Here is a 19,969-nt window from a genome sequence, read left to right as displayed (position 1 = left end):
TCAAATTAGAATGTTACACTAATACCTGCCATAAAATCCCTAACAGCCGGATACATAGAAGTTCTTTCCGGATCCCATCCTTCCAAAAAATTATGGAAAGTGGCCAGATTTTTTAAACTTGCATAAACTCTCAGATTTGACATACCTAAAGATTGAATCATTGCAGAAGGGAATGTATATCCGATTTGTATATCATTAATCCTAAAGAAAGACGCATTAATAACTCTGTATGTAGATTTATAAAATTGTTGTTCTCCTCCTCCAACAACCAATAACCTAGGATAAGTCGCATCATGATTATCTTCAGTCCATCGTCCTTTTATCATCCATTCCTGCGGATTTGAGCCTCGGTAAAAAGCATTTCCCTGATAACTTTCTTCTCCTCCGACAAAACGGTCCATTCCTCCTACTCCATTCATATTAAGTAAGAAATCGACATTTTTATACTGAGCATTGATATTAAAACCGAAATTAAACTTTGGAAACTGGGTTCCTATTATCTGCCTGTCATAATCAGCATTAACAATACCATCCGGTACACCGTCAGGACCGCTTATATCGACTAACTTTAAGTCCCCGGGTTTAGCAGTTCTAGGTTGTTTAGCATAACTATCAATCTCTTCCTGGCTATTGAAAAAACCATCAACAACATAGCCATAAATCGAATTTAAAGAATGACCGACAAAAAGTCCTCCGGCAATATCCTTTTCCACATTAGCCAGTTTATCCACACGATTTTTTACATAAGACACATTTGCTGCAACTCCATAAGAAAAATCTCCTATAACATTTCTATGCTGAACTGAAAAATCGACACCTTTATTGATTACAGTTCCTGCGTTCTGCACAGACGGAGTCATTCCTAATACTTTTGAAGTTGTTACATTATATAAAATATCAGACGTTTCTTTTACATAGTAATCTGCAGTAAATGTCAATTTATTACTAAACAAACCGATATCGAGTCCGACATTCATTACCTCTGTGGACTCCCAAGTGATATCCGTACTTGGAACATCTACAGCAGCAGCCCCGGGCCATAATTCTTCCGAGACACCAAACGGAGCATTAATACCCAAAGCAATTACTTGTTGATAAGGATAATCCCCAATATTCTGGTTACCTAATTTACCCCAAGAAGCTCTCAGTTTCAAATTGTTTATAACCGGTACATTGAAGAAATTTTCCTGTGATATAATCCACCCGCCGGAAACTGACGGGAAAAAGCCCCATCTGTTCTTTTTGGGGAACCTTGAAGATGCATCATACCTGGCACTTACTTCCAAAAGGTATCTATCCAGAAATGAATAATTCAATCTTCCGAAAAAAGAGACCAAAGCCCACTCTGATGCAGAACCGGCATTTTGCTGGTTAGAAGCCGAACCGGCATTCAGTTCATACAAAGTATTACTGGGGAAATTATCACGAAAGGCTTCAACCCAATCGTTTTTATTACTTTCCTGAGAATATCCTAAAAGAGCATGGAACAAATGAGAATTTACAGACCAGTCATAATCCAGATATGCCTGCAACGTTAAAAGAGTATTCCGAGCTTTACGTATCCGGAGATCAGAAGGTGATGCAGTCAGATATTGATCTATTACCAACGTCGGCCTGAATCTTTTGTAGTCAGAAGCTGAATAATCATATCCTGCTACTCCTGTCAGTTTTAAATCCTTCAATATATTCCATTCAAAATTGGCACTGGCAATAACGTCCACATCATCATTCTTAATGAAAGACTCGCTGTCCATCCAACCTTCAATTGTAAATCCCGTCTGATTACCATAATAACCATCCGACGTTTGCCGGCTATTGTATTCGGAACTTTTATTGCATAGCTTATTAAACCTTCTACCCCTTCAGGAGCACTGCTGTCAACAGCTGTTGGCTGATTACTATCCCCTTTTTGTCCGGAAAATTTCACATTTACTTTAAAATTATCTCTTAGCTTGCTGCTTGCATTAAACATTACATTATAACGTTGATAGTTTGTTTCCGCAACAATACCTTTTTGATTAAGATAACTCAGAGAAAACATATAAGAATTCTTTTCTGTACCACCTGTCAAACCTAAATAATGATTGGTCTGAAAACCACTTCCGGAATTTATCAGGTCATCATAATGCCTTTTATTAGGATAATTATCCGGATCTTCCCCTGATTTAAATTTAGCAATTTCATCTGCCGTATATTGCAGACTTCCTCCTCCATTTATCAATGCTTCATTATACATTTCTGCATAGACCCAGGAGTCCACTATTTTAGGAGTCTCTGACGGACGGGAAAAACCAAAGTTACCCTGATAAGTAATTCGTGCTTTTCCTTCTTTTCCCTTTTTCGTTTCAATCAATATGACACCATTTGCAGCCCTGGTTCCGTATATAGAAGCTGATGCTGCATCTTTTAAAACAGAAATACTCTCTATATCATTCGCATTCACATTATCCAACGAAGAAGACAATCCGTCAACCAATACTAATGGAGAGTTTCCTGCACTACTGAAAGTCCCCAATCCACGGATCGTTACAGAAGACTGATCTGCTCCAGGTTGTCCGGAACCTTGTGTAACATTTATACCGCTAACCATTCCCGATAACAATTGAGAGGTTTGTGTCACTTTCAATTTCCCTATATCTTTCGTGCTTAATGCCGATACAGATCCTGTCAAATTGACTTTTTTCTGCGTACCGAATCCCACAACTACAACTTCATCCAAACTAGTCGAATCTTCCTGTAAATCAACATCGATCACTTCTTTATTACTTACTGTAATTTCTTGTGACATATAGCCGATATAAGAAACAGACAATATATCAGACGATGAAACCTCCAGAGAGAACCTGCCATCTATATCAGTAATCGTTCCGTTTGTTGAGCCTTTCACTAAGACATTCACTCCGATAACAGGTTCACCTGTACTTTTATCTTTAACTACCCCTGTTATCCTTCGCCTATCCTGTAAAATTCCAGATGCTTCATTTGCCGAAAGAATAATATCCTTATCTACGACCTTATAAGCAACATTTGAATTTTTAAATATTTGATCCAGGATTGTAAAAACAGATTTATCTTTTACGTTTACCGAAACTGTTCTATGGATATCGATAATCTTGCTGTTATAAAAGAAATGAAAATCAGTTCGCGTTTCAATCTCTTCCAATACATCAAAAACCGTCCGATTAGTCATGTTCATCGAAAGTATAGCCTTTTGTGCATATGAATTCGATGCCCAAGCTAATCCGATTGACAAAAAAAGCAATAGACTGGTTAACTTCATGATTCTTGTGATTTTAGATTGTAATATAAAGGCACTAATATTCCCTTTATATTGGAAATAATAAATCTTTACCATACTTTTGCAGTGATTTAAGATTAAAAAAAATATTTGATTTGTCTCCAAAGACCTTTCGAATTTTCATACGGGAATATGTTACCAGCATATTTCCGTATGTTTTCAATAAGGCTTACAATAATCCTGTATTACTTCATAGGCATATATTTTAAGTTAAACATTCAGATTTAACACTATCTCATTTTCTTCAGAGTGACAGTCTCATTTTGAATACCCGAACTATCATCCGATGTCATTTGCTTAATTGTATAATCTATTTGCGAAGAAATTTTCAAGTAGTCCAAGATTTGCGACAATTGTTTATTTTCAAATGTTCCGGTAAAACGATAAGTATTGATCACAGAATCCTTTACATCAAACCTTACATTATAAAAATAAGACAACTTCTTCAAAACCTGTGGTATCGGCATGTCTTTAAACATTAAACGTCCCTCTTTCCAGGCCGTATCATACTCCGTATTTACGGTAGCTATAGAAACAGAACCGGAAGAAATATCATAGACAGCCCTTTCCGAAGGCTTAAGTTTAATATTAGACACTATATCACCATTTTTTACAGCTTCTATATTTACAGCCCCACTAACCAATGTCGTTTGTACTATACTTTCATTGTTATAAGACTGCAAGTTAAATTCCGTCCCCAACACTTTAACACGCATCCGGTCATTAGCCACACTAACTATAAACGGTTGCTCCGGATTATGCGTAACTTTAAAATAAGCCTCACCTGTAAGCGTTACCCGCCTTTCCCTTTTATCATAATACAACGGATATGAAAGTACACTTCCTGAATTCAAATAAGCAACGGTCCCATCCGGCAGGTTAAAATGCGTACGCATACCTGCATTCGCCTGAACTGTTACTATCTGTGCCTCATCCCCTGTTCCTTTTTGCATCCAATAAGATATTGCAGTGGATAAGATCAAGACACCCAAAAAGCAGGCTGCTGCCAGATAAGTGCGATTTATCCAGTTTTTTCTCTGTAAACGTTTAATACGCCTTTCCACTTTACAAAAAGCCTCCAGCGAATTACGGGCTGCTATTCTTTTTTTCGTGCGAAGAGCATGATCTATAGTAGCCAACTGCAATAAAACGTTCTCCCTGGCTTCATCATCCTTTAACCAACCGTCAACCCAGATTCTTTCCTCTTCCGAAGCGGTTTCCGATATATATCTCAAAAGGACAGCTTCATCCGGTTCATTACTGATAATATGTCTATTTTCTTTTTCCATTCTATATATACGACAAAACTACAGGTACAGTACCCTAAACTCATATTCTACTTTTTTCAAAAAAGTAATTAGTAAATCGTATAAAATATTTTGTATGTATAAAGAAACAATTTACATTTGCTTATAGATTCGAGATACCACAACAGACAAACAATCCAACTCCATGAATGATGATCAGATTCTGAATTTGCTACAAAATAGTGATGAGAACGCTTATAAACAGCTTTTTCTAAAATACTATTCACCTTTATGCGAATATGCCTCCCAGTATATTTCCGATGAAGATTCTGAAGAGTTAGTACAGGATCTGATGCTGTTCATTTGGGAAACAAGGAAAAGCCTTATAATAGAAACCTCTCTAAAATCCTATCTTTTCATTTCAACCAAACACCGTTGCCTGAATGCTATCAAGAAACAACTATATCACGAACGAATACATAACCATATATATGACAAACTTAAAGATCAGTTTGAAGATCCTGATTACTATTTTATAAATGAACTAACTGAACACATTAACAAAGCTATTAAAGAACTCCCTGATACCTACCGCGACACCTTCGCTTTAAGCCGTTTCGGGGAACTCACGAATACTCAGATAGCTACTAAACTCGGCGTATCCGTCAAAACCGTTGAATACAGAATCAGCCAAGCGTTGAAAATACTGCGTGTCAGACTAAGGGATTATCTGCCACTGCTTTCTTTTTTATTCGGATTCCCTTCCTGAAAAGAGAAAATAGATTTGACAAAAGAAGTCAAAACACAACCATATTGCGTCAATATGTTACACAAATAGATTTTATCATAACACGTGAATTCTTCAAATCTTATCTCCTACAGGATTTGTTTTTACAATAATTAACAACGATCATTCTTACCATCCAGCTCTCAGTTCATTTTAAAGAAATTTCCATCTCTTCAAAACGAGTTTTTTTTCGTTTTAAATCGAGATGAAGATTTATTATAAGCAAAAAACAGTGCAAATAGATGTTAATTGACAATCTCAAAAGGACTTTTCAAGCTCCGAATTGTATGTTTACGAACAGTTTTTTTCTCCAGAACGATTCAAAAACAGTGCATAATTAAAATATCGTTATATCAAACAATCATCATTTATTTCAGAAAAAGGATTCATATATCCTTTTTAATTTCCTATTATGGCAGAATTACTTCACCATCAAGAGCATTATAACATCTTCAACCCCTCCGAGGTTTGTATAAAAAACAGCACCTCTTCCACCAATCTTATACAGATCCTTCACCAGCCACTTGATATAGCATTTTGATATTCCGGCAGTTCGGGATTTTCATCTGTCAATTTGCTGACAAATGTTTTCGTTAATAAATCAAAATCATCACATATATTTTTAAACTTAATAACCTTCGTCGTGTCTATCTTCTCGTACCCGGAAACCAGTCCGGGAGAATGTTTGTTAGATACAGATAATACATTAGTTATGAAATTGGGAAGGTACTTATTATGGTTATTTTTTATCCTCTTTTCTTTGCCGGCATTTGCGCAGCAGGGTGGAGTTGACATCACCGGAACGGTGGTAGAAGATGGAAGCAATGAGCCAATCGAACAGGCGACAGTACGCTTGTTGAATGTAAAAGACAGCACGATGGTTGGCGGTGTAGCCAGTTCGCGTAATGGTAATTTTACACTGAAAGGTATTAAAGCCGGCAGTTATTTATTGCATGTCAGCTTTGTGGGATTCGATCCTTTATACCAACCCATCCGTATCACCGGAAAAACAAATCCTGTCAAATTAGGTAAATTAGCATTAAGCGACGGAGCTATCCAGCTGGGTGAAGCCGTCGTGATCGGCAAGGCTCCGGAAGTGGTCGTTCGCAACGACACGGTCGAATATAATGCCGACTCTTACAAGACAACCGAAGGGGCTGTCCTGGAAGACCTTCTGAAAAAGATGCCCGGCGTGGAAGTTGACAGCGAAGGAAAGATTACCGTCAATGGAAAAGAAGTCAAGAAAGTATTGATAGACGGAAAAGAATTTTTCTCCGACGACCCGAAAGTAGCTTCCAAAAACCTGCCTTCTAAAATGGTGGAAAAAGTACAGGTGTTGGACCGCCTGAGCGATATGGCACGGATGACCGGATTCGATGACGGGGATGAAGAAACCGTGATCAACCTGACTGTCAAGCCAGGAATGAAGCAAGGATGGTTCGGCAATGCCTTTGCCGGCTATGGAAGCGAAGATCGGTATGAAGGTAATTTCATGGTGAATCGGTTTATCAACAACGACCAGTTCACACTTATGGGAGGTATCAATAACACGAACAATATGGGATTCTCCGATATTGCCTCTAACATGTTCTCCGGTATGGGAGGACGACGGGGCGGACGGTCGGGAGGAGCCGGGAACGGTATCACCACCTCCGGAAACGTAGGTCTGAACTTCAGCAAAGAATTCAACTCTAAAATGACCCTGGGAGGTAATGTCCGTTATTCACATTCCGACAATGAAGCGAACAGTAAAATCAACCGGACAAATATTTTGCCGAACGACAGTTCTACTATCTATAACGAAATAAACAACAGTAATACGAAAAGCGATAACGTCGGTGCCGATTTCCGTATGGAATGGAAGCCGGATTCGGCAACCCAGATCATTTTCCAGCCTAGTTTCAGTTATAGCAACAGCCATAACCGGGAGTTCGGTTCGTTCAACACACTGACAAACCTGGGCGATACGGTCAACCTCGGAGAATCCGATTACGTATCCGACGGTGAAGGTTACAACCTTAATGCACGACTGGAGTTCAGCCGTAAGCTGAATGACGAAGGGCGTGTCTTCAGTGGTTCTTTAACCGGAGGGCTCAGCGATTCCTACAACAAAGGATTGAATTACTCGAACACAGAATATTTCATGGGGAAAAACCAAGATGAACTGATCGACCAGCAATTCAGATATGATAACAAAGGGTTTAACTACCGCGTTTATTTATCATGGGTCGAGCCGATCGGGCATAACAATTTCATCCAGGCAACCTACAGTATCAGCCAGAATAAACAGGAATCCCTGAAAAACTCTTATGTAAGGGGAGAAGACAGCGAAGATTATAATGTACTTGACACTGCATACAGCAAAAGTTACCGCAATAACTTCATCAACCAGCAGGCAAGCCTGGCCTTTAAGGCTGTCCGGGAAAAATATGATTATACCATCGGCATGAACCTGGAGCCTTCGCACAGTGTAAGTGAGAATTTTGTAGGCGACACGACCCTTTCAAAGCTGACGCGCAACGTTGTCAACCTGTCACCGATGATCCGGTTCAACTACCGGTTCGATAAACGTACCAACCTGCGCATCAACTATCGCGGACGTACCAGCCAGCCGTCGATGACCCAGCTGCAACCCGTAGCCGACATCTCCGACCCGCTGAACACTATCACCGGTAATCCGGATTTGAAACCTACTTATTCAAATAACTTCTCTGCCCGTTACCAGAAATTTATTCCGGAAAAGCAGACAGCTCTCATGTTGATGTTGAATGCCAACTATGTTGTCAACGACATCGTTAAGAAGTCTATTTATGTTGGGGAATCAGGAAAGAAGATGACGACTTATGAAAATGTCAACGGGAACTACAACGGTAATTTCCGCGTCATGTTCAACACGCCACTGAAGAACAGAAAGTTCTCCGTTAACTCGATGACAATGGCCTCTTTTGCAAATGTAAACGGTTTCATCAACGAAGAAAAAAATACGAACAAGAATTATTCGGCCATGGAACGTGCCGGTATCGATTTTCGTTCGGATTATATCGACCTGGGAGTAAACGGAAACTTCCGTTATAGTGGGACTAAGAACTCTTTGCAAAACCAGAACGACCAGAATATTTACAATTATGGCGTGGGAGGAACTACGACCATTTATCTTCCACTCGATTTCAAGATTGAAAGTGACATAACCTGGTCGGCCAACTCCGGTTACGCAGCCGGATACCAACAGAAGGAAGTTTTATGGAATGCATCCGCATCCAAATCTTTCCTGAAAGGGAACCAGGCGACATTGCGTTTCAAAATTTATGATATCCTGCAACAACGCAGTAATATCTCTCAGAGCGTAACAGCTGACTATACACAATATTCGGAATACAATACGTTGAGTAGTTACTTCATGGTTCACTTCATTTACAGGTTCAGCATCTTTAAAGGGGGAGCTTCTGCAAGCGATATGCGCGGACCGGGTGGCAGAGGCCATGGCGGACCGGGCGGCCCTCCTCCACGGTTCTAAACAAGGGCTGAATAAAAGAGATAGCGACGGTAAAAGTCTTCATAAACTTTTATCGCCGCTACCGTTTCTCCTATACATTATTATATATAGCTACACTTTCAGGCTATACGGTTCGCGTATCGGATTTCCTCTCCGTCTGTTGGCTTCGTCGTCAAAGAAAAATTCTTCTTTTTCCGGATTCCACACCAGTTTGCGGTCAAACTCGTAACAAAGATTTACGATATGGCAAAGCGAAGCCGTACGATGTCCGATCTCAACGGTACTAAGCGGCTGTTTGCGAGTCTTCATTGCTGTGAGGAAATCATTGTAATGATCGTCGCTCTTATACAATTTGATCTTGTCATCACCGATCACTTCATCCTGTAATTTAGCAGGTATCGTATCCAGAAAACTACGGCTGATATCGATCACACCGTCCGAACCGATAAAGCGGACTGCATTTCCATCCGCCTTACGGAAAGGCTCATGCGTCATTACTGTTCCGTTGGCATAACGCATACTAAGCGGTTTCAGTTCTCCTTCCTCAGGAGGAGTAAACTCAATCGGGCCGGAATCGTCCATACCCAAAGCCCATTGGGCTATGTCAAACATGTGGGCACCCCAGTCACAGATCATACCGCCACCGTATTCCCGGTAATTACGCCAGTTCGGGAACATATTCCGTTCCATAGGCGGAGCCAGTTCCTCATTATATACATTCATGGGAGCCGGCCCGATCCACATTTCCCAGTCCAGCGTCTTGGGAACCGGTTGCGCCGGAAGATCATATTTAACAGGAGGAGGTCCGATGGAAACTTTTACTTCTTTTATCTCACCGATATACCCATTACGGACCAGTTCACAGGCATGGCGGAAGTTTCGCCATGAACGTTGCATGTTGCCGACCTGCAATACCCGGTTATATTTCTCTACGGCATCGGCCATGGCACGTCCTTCCTCGATACTGTGCGACATGGGTTTCTCCACATACACATCTTTTCCGGCACGGCAGGCTTCAATAGTCTGTACCGCATGCCAGTGATCCGGTGTGGCAATAATCACGCCATCGATATCGCTGCGGTTCAGTAGTTCATGATAGTCGGCATACAATTTAAAACCTTTATAGGCCTGTCCTTTTGCCTTTTCGGTTTCTTTTTCGACAATTGCCTGCATAGCATTCAACTGCCGGGATTCACAGTCGGATGCTGCGATCAGATTCGCACGGCGGGCAAACTCCGGAGCTAACGTCCAACGTCCCTGTGCCCCGCAACCGATAATCCCGAGATTTATCTGATCGCTGGGAGCGACAAAATTCGTTCCACCTAAAATGTGACGGGGTAAAATAGTGAAGCCGGCAAGAACCAATGCCCCACTCCTGATGAAGTTTCTTCTTTTCATTATGTCTGCATTATGGTATTAGAGAAATTGAGATATTTCCACAAATCTATAAATAATACCTTAAAATACAAACACTTGAACAGTATTATATTCTGAATATCTTCCGTCTAAAAGTGAGACAGGAAAGCTTTTATCAATGAAGGATTAAGTAAAGCCGGGAACAGAAAACCATATACCGCCCCGTAAAAATGGGCATTGTGGTTGATATTGTCTCCCGCACGTTTAGCCATATATTGACAATAAGCCAGGTAAACTACTCCAAAGATAATTCCCGGTACAGGAATGATCGCAAACAGTAATATTTTACTCCAGGGGTCGAACAATATATAGGAAAACAGAATCGCCGATACGGCTCCCGATGCTCCAATGGAGACATAATAAGGATCATTATGATGTTTCACCAAGTCATAAATGGAAGCAAAGATCATCCCTCCGAAATAAAGTGCCAGAAATCCCCAGGTTCCGAAACCCAGATAACCGAAAACCGTTTCTATATAGGTTCCGAACGACCAGAACGTAAACATATTGACTAACAGGTGCGTCATATCCGCATGAACGAAGCCATGCGTTATCAACCGGTACCATTCATTATTCTTTACCGTGCGAAAAGGTATCAACGCCAGCTTACGGAACAATTCCGCATTATTGAAACAGAGATAAGACACTAAAACGGTTATACCTATAATAATATATGTAATCATCTTCTTTTATTTGATATATCCGGCAAATGTAGTAAAGATTTGTTATTTACAAATTACCTTACTACCTTTATCAACCTGTAACAAAGTATAAAAAGAATGCTGGCAGCCATACACATACAATGGGTCGTTGGAGTAATATTCATTATATTATACTCCGTCACCATCCTGGGACTGGTTCTGGTTATTATAGCGGAAAACAGAAATCCGTTAAAAACCATTCCCTGGGTCATCGTATTGTTGCTGGCTCCGGGTATCGGCCTGCTGTTTTATTTCTTCTTCGGACAGGACAACCGGAAACAGCGTATCATCTCCCGAAGAACCTACAAACGTATTATGAAGCGACCGCAGGAAGGCAAACTTCCGCAGGACGCCTGTACTGTCCCCGGTCCGTACCAACCGTTAGTCACATTGCTGAGTAACAACAATCAGTCTTCCCTGCTCTATGGCAGCGAGATTAAAATATATACGAACGGAGCTGACAAATTCAAGGATTTACTGGACGATATACAAAAGGCAAAACATCATATCCACTTTCAATATTATATCTTTTGTGACGATGAAGTCGGGGCACGGTTCAAAGATGCCCTGATTGCAAAGGCAAAAGAAGGGGTCCAGGTACGAGTTTTATACGATGACGTAGGCTGCTGGAACGTAAAAAACAGTTTCTTCGACGAAATGCAGGAAGCCGGAATTGAGGTATATGCCTTTTTGAAAGTAGCATTCCCGGTCTTCACCAGCAAAGTGAACTACCGGAATCACCGGAAGATTGTCGTTATAGACGGGCAGATCGGCTATATGGGTGGTATGAATATTGCCGATCGCTATGAGAAAGGTACGGAATGGGGTATCTGGCGCGATACTCATTTCAGGATAATAGGAAAAGGAGTACACGGCCTCCAGTCCGCTTTCCTGATCGACTGGTATGTTATCAGTAAGAAATTGCTGAACGACAAAATATATTATCCGCCGACTCCGATATACCATGACGACAATATCATGCAGATAGCTACCAGTGGTCCGGTCGGGCAATGGCGCACGCTGTTGCAGGCCTATATCTTTGCCATCGCTAATGCCAAAAAGTACATTTATATACAAACCCCTTATTTCCTTCCGACCGAAGGATTGAACCAGGCACTGCTGATCGCAGCGTTGGGAGGTATCGATGTACGTCTTATGCTACCCAAACGCTCGGATACCCGCAGCGCTAATATGGCGACACACTCTTTCATTGACGAGATGGTGAAGGCTGGTGTGAAAGTATATTTCTATGAGCCGGGATTCCTCCATTCCAAACTGATGATAACCGACGATGCGCTTGCCTGCATCGGATCAGCCAATATGGACTTCCGGAGCTTCGAACACAATTTCGAGATAAATGCATTCGTCTATCAACCGTCTTTCGCCATACAGATGAAGCGGGTGTTCATGCACGATATGCACAGCTGCGAACGGCTGATTCCTTCACGCTGGCTAAAACGGCCAATCAAACAGCGCCTCGCCGAATCGTTCATGCGCCTGTTCTCGCCGCTCCTTTAAGCCTTTTCTTCTTTTATGAAAATACTGAAATTCACCGAACCGTATACACGTTGCTGGTCAAAATACGGTAGGTGGGAGAAATCATTCGTTTTCGGATGCTCCATCACGAAGATACCGCCGTCACGCAATAAGTCACGCTCAAAAACCAAGGCAGGAACCTCCGGCAGTTCCTTCAACGCATAAGGGGGATCGGCAAAGATAAAATCAAAACCCTGTTTCGGTGCCGAATGAAGATAACGGAACACATCGCCACGGATCAGATGAAGCGAATCTGTCTTTAACTCTTTCGCTACCTTTGCGATGAAAGAGGCATGTGCATTGTTCTTCTCGACAGCCGTCACGCTTTTGCATTCTCTCGACAGTAGTTCGAAAGAGATACTCCCCGTTCCGGCAAACAAATCCAGCGCATCGGCACCTTCCAGGTCGGTCAGGTTGTTGATCACATTAAAGAGATTCTCTTTCGCAAAGTCAGTAGTCGGCCGTGCACTGAAAGAAGACGGTACGTCAAAACGCCTCCGGCCATATATTCCGCTTATAATTCGCATACAGATAAAGCTATTAAATCCAACGGGGCCTGAACAACCTCGGCACCCAACAAATAAGCATCCGACGGTATCTCGGCCGGACTTATATATTGTATATAATTACGTAATGTAGTTGTTATGCTGTTACGCAGGGAGACACCTCCATAGATATGAAGCTGGTCCCTCTCCTGGTCCATACCGACCTGTTTCCATACATATAATATATAGTACAGGATATCATCCGGCTTATCATACTCAAACGTATTGACAAAAAGTAGTTTCCCCTGTGCAAAACAAACCACGTCCATCATCTTCCGGTGCAGCACTACATACAATTGCCGGGGGATCAACATACGGCTCTGCTGTTTCCATAAAGCCAACTGGGGAGTAATATGGTGGATGAACGACGGATTGATCAACGAGCGGGAACAAAACTCATACACCTCTTCATTCATGCCGAACACGACCTCTGCCGCCTCACGTGTCAGCAAATTATGCAGACATTTATTCTCCGGGGCAGAAAACGTAAACGACAGCAGATCCGTTTTCTGCTTGTCCGTAAAGACTTCCTCCGGCACCACCGTATACTGCGGCGTGACACAAACCAGGTTCGTCCGCCTATACGAATAAGTCATAAACTCGTGCTCAAAGAAAAACTCTTTCAGGGAAGAGACATAAGGTTTCGTCCGGTCGAACTCCACGTTTCTGTAAAAGAAAGTCTCGCTCTCCGAAGGGCTGTATCCTGAAAAAGAAAGTCCATCCGACCTAAGCCGAATGGACATTATGTATTTTCCAGAATTATCAGCAGTCAACGTATCAGGAATACTGATAGTCATAAGCAATTGATTATTCCCAGTTACCTGCGTTGTTATTAATTTCAGTCAGTGAACCAACACGTAAACCCGGATATTTTTCCAGCTTTTCAGCTTTGTCCTTCAGGTTTACAACCAACTGTTTGTCCAGGTCACCCAGATAATCGTCATACTTAACGCCTGCTTCAAATACTTTTACAGTATAACCGGAACCGGAAGTCAGTGTAGCTGTATCCATAGAGAACTTAACGCTTGTTCCCGGAACATTGGCCAGATCGTCAGCATTGTAGCTGGCACCGAACAAGGTATCTTTTGCCAAGACCCAGATAGTATCACGTCGGATCAAACCTTTCTTCACAGCTTCTTTCTCTGTCATACCTTTTTCCAGCTGCTCGTCAGTCAAAACACCTTCCTTGATCAAGAACGGAAGCTTATCTTCCTTCAGGAACTTAACCAAGTCATTGAAACTACCAGCATGAGTCTTATACACATTCTTGTACTCGATCTGAGCTTTACGAATATCGATCAGACGAGCTTTAATAAGACTTTCACGCGCATCTTTTGCTTCATTGAATTCAATCGGCGTCATGATGCTTCTGTAGCAAATGTAAACTAGCAGGAGAACTGCAGCAGCTAATAAAATCTTTAATGTAACTTTCATGGTTTGTATTGTTTTTTTGAATTTATTTCGTTCGGCAAATTTAAAAAAGAATATTTAATACACTACCTTTATCACCAAAATTATTGCAATCAAAATGATAAATAGTTATTTAAGCCGCCAAATTACGCAAAATTTCCCACATAATCCGACAGAAGACCAGTTTTCTGCATTAAAAACGCTCACGGATTTTCTGCTTTCGGTGGAATCGGACACACTCCTGTTGCTGAAAGGATACGCAGGAACCGGAAAAACGTCGTTGGTCGGTGCCTTGGTCAAGACTCTGAACGAACTGCAACAAAAAACATTTCTGCTGGCTCCAACAGGCAGGGCAGCTAAGGTTTTTTCGAATTATTCGGGGCAAAAGGCTTATACGATCCATAAAAAGATTTACCGCCAGAAGGCATTCTCCAACGAGCCGACCGGATTCATGCCTGCTGATAATTTACATAAAGATACGTTATTTATTGTTGATGAAGCGTCCATGATTTCCAATGACGGAATCGACTCGATTTCTTTCGGGACGGGACGGTTGCTCGACGACCTGATACAATATGTTTATTCGGGGGAGAACTGCCGCCTGATCCTGATGGGCGACGTAGCCCAGTTGCCGCCTGTCATGCAGACCGAAAGCCCGGCACTCAACCCGGAAATACTCAGAGGATACAACCTGCAAGTACAGGAAATCACCCTGACACAGGTCGTCAGGCAAAGCGGAGATTCGGGTATTCTGCTCAATGCAACCCGTTTGCGGGATGCGTTGCGGAATAACACCGTAGAAATCTATCCTAAACTTCAGTTGAAAGGTTTCACCGACTTCAGAAAGGTCAACGGGGATGAACTGATCGAGGAAATATCATCGGCCTACAGCCATGACGGGATCGAAGAAACAATGATCATCACGCGCTCCAACAAACGAGCCACCATCTACAATAACGGCATCCGCAACCGGATACTGTACCGGGAAGAGGAATTATCGACCGGCGACCGCTTAATGGTTGCCAAAAACAATTATTACTGGACCAGCGACTGCAAGGAAATGGACTTCATCGCCAACGGCGAAATCGTACAGATACTCCGTGTCAGACGGACGACCGAGCTCTACGGCTTCCGTTTTGCCGATGTGACCGTCCGCTTTCAGGATTACGACCTGGAACTGGATATAAAGATACTGCTCGACACCCTACAGACCGACACCCCTGCCCTGCCGAAAGAGCTAAACGACAAGCTGTTCTTCACCATCCTGGAAGATTATGACGATATCCCCACTAAGGCCGGAAAGATGAAGAAGATGAAAGCCGATCCGCATTACAATGTAGTGCAGGTAAAATATGCCTATGCCATCACCTGCCATAAGGCACAGGGCGGACAATGGATGAATGTCTTCCTCGATATCGGATATATGACGGAAGAAATGCTGGGAGAAGATTTCTACCGGTGGCTGTATACCGCTTTCACCCGTGCCACCCATCGGCTATATCTGGTTAATTTACCGGATGAATTTGTTGAGTGACAGCACACTTTTTCACATATTAAGTACGTTACATAAATAGAAATAGTTATTTTTGCTGCAATATAAGACAGAGAGGTCGCAAATAGTGCCTTTTGGGACACAACGCCTCTCGCAAATTAAAATAAAGGAATGGCAAATAAAGAAAAAATAGATTATCTGTTACTTGATATCAAGGAACTGGAGACGTTGATAGCCGGTATGCGCGACGCAGAAGTATATCCGGTATCCTTCTTTAGCCAGACATTCAATCTGACGCATAAAATACTGAATGACCTTCATTCGCTGGAAACTGCACAGATTGAAATGTTACGTAAACAAATGGAAGCCCATCAGGCATTGATACAGTCACTTCCGAACCCGGTTGCCACCGCGGCACCCGCTCCCGAAGAATACAAACCGGAAGTAAAAGAACCGGAAGTAAAAGAAGAGCCGGTCGCAGAACCCGTAATCGCCCCGGAGCCAAAGGTGGAACCCGTACAGGAAGTTATCATCGAAAAGACGGAAATCGTCACCGAGGAAAAGGTTACCGTCCAACCGGAGCCGGTCCGTCAGCCGGAAACAGTCAAAGAGGAAGTTGTTATCCCGGAACCGGCCGTCACCGTACAGCCTGAACCGGTACGCCCTATCGGACCGGTAGGACATAAAACTCAGCCCGAACCTCCCCATAAATCCGTCACTTCGGAAAAGCAAAGTGTTTTCCTGAGTGACATTCTGGAGAAGAAGAACCTGTCCGACTTCCGCAAGGCATTCAGCCTGAACGACCGTTTCCGTTTCCGTCGCGAACTGTTCGGTGGCAATGAAGAGAAAATGAACAAGGCGATTACCGACCTCAACGAGATCCATTCGTATGAAGAATCGGTAACCTACCTGAATAACGAACTGAAATGGAACATAGAAGATGAAGCCGTAGCCGACTTCATCAAGCTATTGGAAAAACGATTCCTCTGAAGAATTGAAAATTATGGCAAAGTTAACAGTTGTACCGACTCCCGTAGGAAACCTGGAAGACATGACCTTCCGGGCCATCCGTGTGCTGAAGGAAGCCGACCTGATCCTGGCCGAAGACACCCGCACGACCGGTATTCTGCTGAAACATTTCGAGATACAGAACAAGATGCAGTCGCACCACAAGTTTAACGAACATAAGACTGTGGAGCAGATCGCTTCCCGCATCAAAGGCGGCGAAAACATCGCACTCGTATCCGACGCCGGGACACCGGCCATCTCCGACCCGGGCTTTATGCTCGTCAGGGAATGTGTGCGGCAGGGTGTCGACGTGGAATGTCTGCCGGGAGCAACCGCATTTGTTCCGGCCCTCGTGGCCTCCGGGCTACCGAACGAAAAGTTTTGTTTCGAAGGATTCCTTCCCCAGAAGAAAGGCCGTCAGACCCGCCTGAAGGAGTTGGCCGTCGAATACAGGACGATCATTTTTTACGAATCACCTTTCCGACTGGTAAAGACGCTAACCCAACTAGCCGAATTCTTCGGAACCGACCGACAAGTATCCGTGTCGCGCGAAATATCCAAGCTGCACGAAGAGACCGTCCGCGGAACCCTGGAAGAGGTTATAGCACATTTTACCGTGAACGATCCGAGAGGTGAGATTGTTATTGTATTAGCAGGCTTAAAAGATAAAAAGGAAAAAGAGACAGAAAAAGATGTTTAACTCAAAAAACAAAAAGAACATGAAGAAGTTATTATTAGCTTGTACCTGCGCGACATTGCTGGTTTCCTGCGGACAGAACTCAGCCGAATACAAAAAGCTGAAAGCCGAAAACGATTCTCTGAAGATCGAGAATACGAAAGCGACCAGCGAGATGAACGAGATCCTCACTACATTAAATGATGTAGAGGCAGACATACAATCTATCCGCGATGCGGAAAACTATCTGAACCTTCAGCAGCAGACTGGCGGTGAATTCAGCAAAAGCAACCGCGAACAGATCAAGCAGAACATGCAACTGATCAGCGAAACTCTGAAAAAGAACAAGGAAACGATCAGCCAGCTGGAAGACAAGCTGAAAAAGAGCGGTATCCAATCAGCAGCCCTGCGGAAAACAATCAGCCGCCTTTCTTCCGAACTGGACCAGAAAGCTACGATGATCGTCGCTTTGCAGGAAGACCTGGCAAAGAAAAATGTACGTATCCAGGAACTGGACGAAATGGTCTCTTCACTGAACGAAGATGTGGAAAACCTGGCTACAACAGCTGCCGCCCAATCTGAAAAACTGGGCGAACAGGACAAAGCGCTCAACACGGCTTACTACTGCTTCGGCACGGCAAAAGAACTGAAAGACCAGAAAATCCTTTCCGGCGGTGGCCTTTTCTCCAAATCAAAAGTATTGCAGAGCGGTTTCAACAAGGATTACTTCATCTCTGTCGACGTTCGTGAAGTAAAGGAAATTCCTTTATTTGCAGCAAAGGCAAAACTGAAATCCAACCATCCGGAAGGTTCTTACGAATTCGTGAAAGACGAAGACGGCAACCTGACACTAAACATCACAGACCCGAAAACATTCTGGAGCCTGGGCAAATACCTGGTGATCGAAGTAGGATGATGAAATACAAAAACCTCTTTATAGATCTGGACGATACCCTTTGGGATACGTACCATAATAATAAAGAATGCCTCGAAGAGCTTTATACCGATCACCACTTTGACCGGTATTATGCCTCCTTCGAGGCTTTCTTTGCTATCTATTGGCCGCACAACGAGCTACTTTGGAAGCAATACCGTGCGGGAGAGATCGACAGGCAGACGCTTATCATCGACCGCTTCCGTTATATGCTGCGCCCGATGGGCATCGAAGATACCCAGGCGGTACTGGCCGTCAACAATGATTTCCTCAGGCGCACGACCACCAAGACACGGCTGGTTCCCGGCGCGATCGAACTGCTGGAATATCTTCGTCCTTCCTACCGCCTGTATATCCTGTCGAACGGCTTCCGCGAAGTGCAGGACAAGAAACTGCGCAACTCCGGCCTGGCACCTTATTTCAAGCGGATGATCCTGTCGGAAGACGCAGGTATCCAGAAACCGCACAAGGGCATCTTCGACTTTGCCCTGATCAATACCAACTCCCGCCGCAACGAGACGCTGATGATCGGCGACTGCTTCGAGGCCGACATCTTCGGCGCCCGCCAATCGCGGATAGACCAACTCTGGTTCAACCCGCAGGGACTGCCGCCCCAGGAGTTTACCCCGACCTATACGGTCAGCAGCCTGGAAGAGATAAAAAATATTTTGTAAATAGAATACCCAAAGGGAGGGAGAGTAGATAATCTAATTGCATTATCAAAATGAACTATCATACTATCATATTCTCTTTTAATACGCATGTAATAAGCATATTACACCATGACAGCTATCATTTTCAACTATCATTTAACTGTCATAATCCGTCATAACCTTGTCTTGAAACCTGATACACTACAGTCTTTTTCTACTAAGTATATTGCTTATTTTCAACAGTATAGTTATTTATGTTGCCTGACACCCAGCTCTCAACAACCTTTACACCCGGGTCTGAGCATCGTCGACATCCGGGTGTAAAACAGGTCGAAACGGGCATCTTAAAAACAAAAAGCAAGTATTCCCGGAGAATTAGTCTATTGTTTTAGAGAAATTATTAAGTAGGGAAGAGCAATATGAGATGCAGAATACTCTTCTTTACAGTGATTTTTCGGGAGGTAAAAGAGCAATGATTTTGTTAAATATGTATCATATGCCCGGATAAAATGAGGGTATGATAGGTGATATGATAGTTGTGGCTTTCAACTATCAAACACTAATAGATTAGTAATAAACACATTACATCCATTTATGACAGTATGATGGTTGATTTGCTGAAAAACCTTATTGGAAAAGGTTCAAATATAGAAAAAATTGAATCATCTGTTTATTGACTGGTTGTACCTGGCTCCCCTCTTGAGAGGGGGTAGGGGGTGTGTTAAAGCCAGTCAATAAAACAAGCCTTGTTACAGGTTTATTTGCCGTCTGCT

General features: G+C 42.9%; 16 protein-coding genes. 8 read left to right on the top strand and 8 right to left on the bottom strand.

Features of this window, described 5'->3' with window-relative positions; translation table 11 throughout:
- Positions 1 to 5: 5 nt before the first annotated feature.
- The 3 genes from DXA15_RS27695 to DXA15_RS18815 all read right to left on the bottom strand — a co-directional run bounded on the left by DXA15_RS27695 (position 6) and on the right by DXA15_RS18815 (position 4,587).
- Positions 6 to 1,754 (bottom strand): SusC/RagA family TonB-linked outer membrane protein, encoded by a 1,749-nt coding sequence (locus tag DXA15_RS27695; RefSeq protein ID WP_128135054.1) that lies wholly within the window; start codon positions 1,752 to 1,754, stop codon positions 6 to 8.
- Positions 1,679 to 3,280 carry a SusC/RagA family TonB-linked outer membrane protein gene (locus tag DXA15_RS27690; RefSeq protein ID WP_158579679.1) on the bottom strand — a complete coding sequence of 534 codons (1,602 nt, stop codon included), beginning with the start codon at positions 3,278 to 3,280 and terminating at the stop codon, positions 1,679 to 1,681. The genes DXA15_RS27695 and DXA15_RS27690 overlap by 76 nt, the downstream gene beginning before the upstream one ends.
- 248 nt (positions 3,281 to 3,528) lie before the next feature.
- A complete protein-coding gene (locus DXA15_RS18815; RefSeq protein WP_128135052.1) occupies positions 3,529 to 4,587 on the bottom strand; it encodes a FecR family protein in 1,059 nt (352 codons plus the stop codon).
- A 163-nt stretch (positions 4,588 to 4,750) separates the two neighbouring features.
- Between DXA15_RS18815 and DXA15_RS18810 the strand changes: the two genes are divergently transcribed.
- Positions 4,751 to 5,314 (top strand): RNA polymerase sigma-70 factor, encoded by a 564-nt coding sequence (locus DXA15_RS18810; RefSeq protein ID WP_128135051.1) that lies wholly within the window; start codon positions 4,751 to 4,753, stop codon positions 5,312 to 5,314.
- Positions 5,315 to 6,044: 730 nt separating this feature from the next.
- Complete coding sequence (locus DXA15_RS18805) at positions 6,045 to 8,846, top strand: TonB-dependent receptor (RefSeq protein WP_128135050.1); 2,802 nt, start codon at positions 6,045 to 6,047, stop codon at positions 8,844 to 8,846.
- 90 nt (positions 8,847 to 8,936) lie between these two features.
- Here the strand turns inward: DXA15_RS18805 and DXA15_RS18800 are convergent, their stop codons facing one another.
- A complete protein-coding gene (locus DXA15_RS18800) occupies positions 8,937 to 10,223 on the bottom strand; it encodes a Gfo/Idh/MocA family protein (protein ID WP_128135049.1) in 1,287 nt (428 codons plus the stop codon).
- A 107-nt stretch (positions 10,224 to 10,330) separates the two neighbouring features.
- Complete coding sequence (locus DXA15_RS18795; RefSeq protein ID WP_128135048.1) at positions 10,331 to 10,924, bottom strand: rhomboid family intramembrane serine protease; 594 nt, start codon at positions 10,922 to 10,924, stop codon at positions 10,331 to 10,333.
- Positions 10,925 to 11,020: 96 nt separating this feature from the next.
- Here DXA15_RS18795 and cls point away from each other — a divergent pair, with 96 nt between their 5' ends.
- Positions 11,021 to 12,460 carry a cardiolipin synthase gene (gene cls, locus DXA15_RS18790; RefSeq protein ID WP_128135047.1) on the top strand — a complete coding sequence of 480 codons (1,440 nt, stop codon included), beginning with the start codon at positions 11,021 to 11,023 and terminating at the stop codon, positions 12,458 to 12,460.
- On the opposite strand, the gene rsmD is transcribed toward cls, so the two are convergent.
- From rsmD to DXA15_RS18775, 3 genes are read right to left on the bottom strand one after another with little or no spacing between them, the layout of a single operon-like run.
- Complete coding sequence (gene rsmD, locus DXA15_RS18785) at positions 12,457 to 13,005, bottom strand: 16S rRNA (guanine(966)-N(2))-methyltransferase RsmD (protein WP_009859705.1); 549 nt, start codon at positions 13,003 to 13,005, stop codon at positions 12,457 to 12,459. The genes cls and rsmD overlap by 4 nt on opposite strands.
- Positions 12,993 to 13,820, bottom strand: coding sequence for a DUF3822 family protein (locus DXA15_RS18780; protein ID WP_128135046.1), 828 nt, complete (start codon positions 13,818 to 13,820; stop codon positions 12,993 to 12,995). Before DXA15_RS18780 ends, rsmD begins: the two co-directional genes overlap by 13 nt.
- Before the next feature lie 10 nt (positions 13,821 to 13,830).
- Positions 13,831 to 14,457, bottom strand: a complete 627-nt coding sequence (locus tag DXA15_RS18775) for a hypothetical protein (protein ID WP_010800638.1) — start codon at positions 14,455 to 14,457, stop codon at positions 13,831 to 13,833.
- Positions 14,458 to 14,551: 94 nt separating this feature from the next.
- Here DXA15_RS18775 and DXA15_RS18770 point away from each other — a divergent pair, with 94 nt between their 5' ends.
- The 5 genes from DXA15_RS18770 (at position 14,552) to DXA15_RS18750 (ending at position 19,217) form a co-directional block, all read left to right on the top strand.
- Complete coding sequence (locus DXA15_RS18770; RefSeq protein WP_128135045.1) at positions 14,552 to 15,967, top strand: ATP-dependent RecD-like DNA helicase; 1,416 nt, start codon at positions 14,552 to 14,554, stop codon at positions 15,965 to 15,967.
- Between the two features lie 129 nt (positions 15,968 to 16,096).
- Positions 16,097 to 16,915: a hypothetical protein gene (locus DXA15_RS18765; RefSeq protein WP_128135044.1), complete on the top strand. Its 819-nt coding sequence runs from the start codon at positions 16,097 to 16,099 to the stop codon at positions 16,913 to 16,915.
- Positions 16,916 to 16,928: 13 nt separating this feature from the next.
- On the top strand, positions 16,929 to 17,633 hold the full coding sequence (gene rsmI / locus DXA15_RS18760) for a 16S rRNA (cytidine(1402)-2'-O)-methyltransferase (RefSeq protein WP_009859710.1): 705 nt from the start codon (positions 16,929 to 16,931) through the stop codon (positions 17,631 to 17,633).
- Positions 17,634 to 17,652: 19 nt separating this feature from the next.
- Complete coding sequence (locus tag DXA15_RS18755; RefSeq protein WP_128135043.1) at positions 17,653 to 18,525, top strand: hypothetical protein; 873 nt, start codon at positions 17,653 to 17,655, stop codon at positions 18,523 to 18,525.
- Positions 18,525 to 19,217: a YjjG family noncanonical pyrimidine nucleotidase gene (locus DXA15_RS18750; protein ID WP_186960207.1), complete on the top strand. Its 693-nt coding sequence runs from the start codon at positions 18,525 to 18,527 to the stop codon at positions 19,215 to 19,217. The genes DXA15_RS18755 and DXA15_RS18750 overlap by 1 nt, the downstream gene beginning before the upstream one ends.
- Positions 19,218 to 19,969 lie beyond the last annotated feature (752 nt).

This window comes from Parabacteroides sp. AM58-2XD (assembly GCF_003463685.1).
Lineage (GTDB): Bacteria > Bacteroidota > Bacteroidia > Bacteroidales > Tannerellaceae > Parabacteroides > Parabacteroides segnis.
Note: the sequence above shows the minus strand (reverse complement) of the source record. Positions and strands in the feature narration are given on the sequence as shown.

Excerpts from the sequence above, each read along its gene's own strand:
- DXA15_RS27695 (WP_128135054.1), bottom strand. The coding sequence starts at position 1,754 with ATGGACAGCGAGTCTTTCATTAAGAATGATGATGTGGACGTTATTGCC.
- DXA15_RS27690 (WP_158579679.1), bottom strand. The coding sequence starts at position 3,280 with ATGAAGTTAACCAGTCTATTGCTTTTTTTGTCAATCGGATTAGCTTGG.
- DXA15_RS18815 (WP_128135052.1), bottom strand. The coding sequence starts at position 4,587 with ATGGAAAAAGAAAATAGACATATTATCAGTAATGAACCGGATGAAGCT.
- DXA15_RS18810 (WP_128135051.1), top strand. The coding sequence starts at position 4,751 with ATGAATGATGATCAGATTCTGAATTTGCTACAAAATAGTGATGAGAAC.
- DXA15_RS18805 (WP_128135050.1), top strand. The coding sequence starts at position 6,045 with ATGAAATTGGGAAGGTACTTATTATGGTTATTTTTTATCCTCTTTTCT.
- DXA15_RS18800 (WP_128135049.1), bottom strand. The coding sequence starts at position 10,223 with ATGAAAAGAAGAAACTTCATCAGGAGTGGGGCATTGGTTCTTGCCGGC.
- DXA15_RS18795 (WP_128135048.1), bottom strand. The coding sequence starts at position 10,924 with ATGATTACATATATTATTATAGGTATAACCGTTTTAGTGTCTTATCTC.
- cls (WP_128135047.1), top strand. The coding sequence starts at position 11,021 with ATGCTGGCAGCCATACACATACAATGGGTCGTTGGAGTAATATTCATT.
- rsmD (WP_009859705.1), bottom strand. The coding sequence starts at position 13,005 with ATGCGAATTATAAGCGGAATATATGGCCGGAGGCGTTTTGACGTACCG.
- DXA15_RS18780 (WP_128135046.1), bottom strand. The coding sequence starts at position 13,820 with ATGACTATCAGTATTCCTGATACGTTGACTGCTGATAATTCTGGAAAA.
- DXA15_RS18775 (WP_010800638.1), bottom strand. The coding sequence starts at position 14,457 with ATGAAAGTTACATTAAAGATTTTATTAGCTGCTGCAGTTCTCCTGCTA.
- DXA15_RS18770 (WP_128135045.1), top strand. The coding sequence starts at position 14,552 with ATGATAAATAGTTATTTAAGCCGCCAAATTACGCAAAATTTCCCACAT.
- DXA15_RS18765 (WP_128135044.1), top strand. The coding sequence starts at position 16,097 with ATGGCAAATAAAGAAAAAATAGATTATCTGTTACTTGATATCAAGGAA.
- rsmI (WP_009859710.1), top strand. The coding sequence starts at position 16,929 with ATGGCAAAGTTAACAGTTGTACCGACTCCCGTAGGAAACCTGGAAGAC.
- DXA15_RS18755 (WP_128135043.1), top strand. The coding sequence starts at position 17,653 with ATGAAGAAGTTATTATTAGCTTGTACCTGCGCGACATTGCTGGTTTCC.
- DXA15_RS18750 (WP_186960207.1), top strand. The coding sequence starts at position 18,525 with ATGAAATACAAAAACCTCTTTATAGATCTGGACGATACCCTTTGGGAT.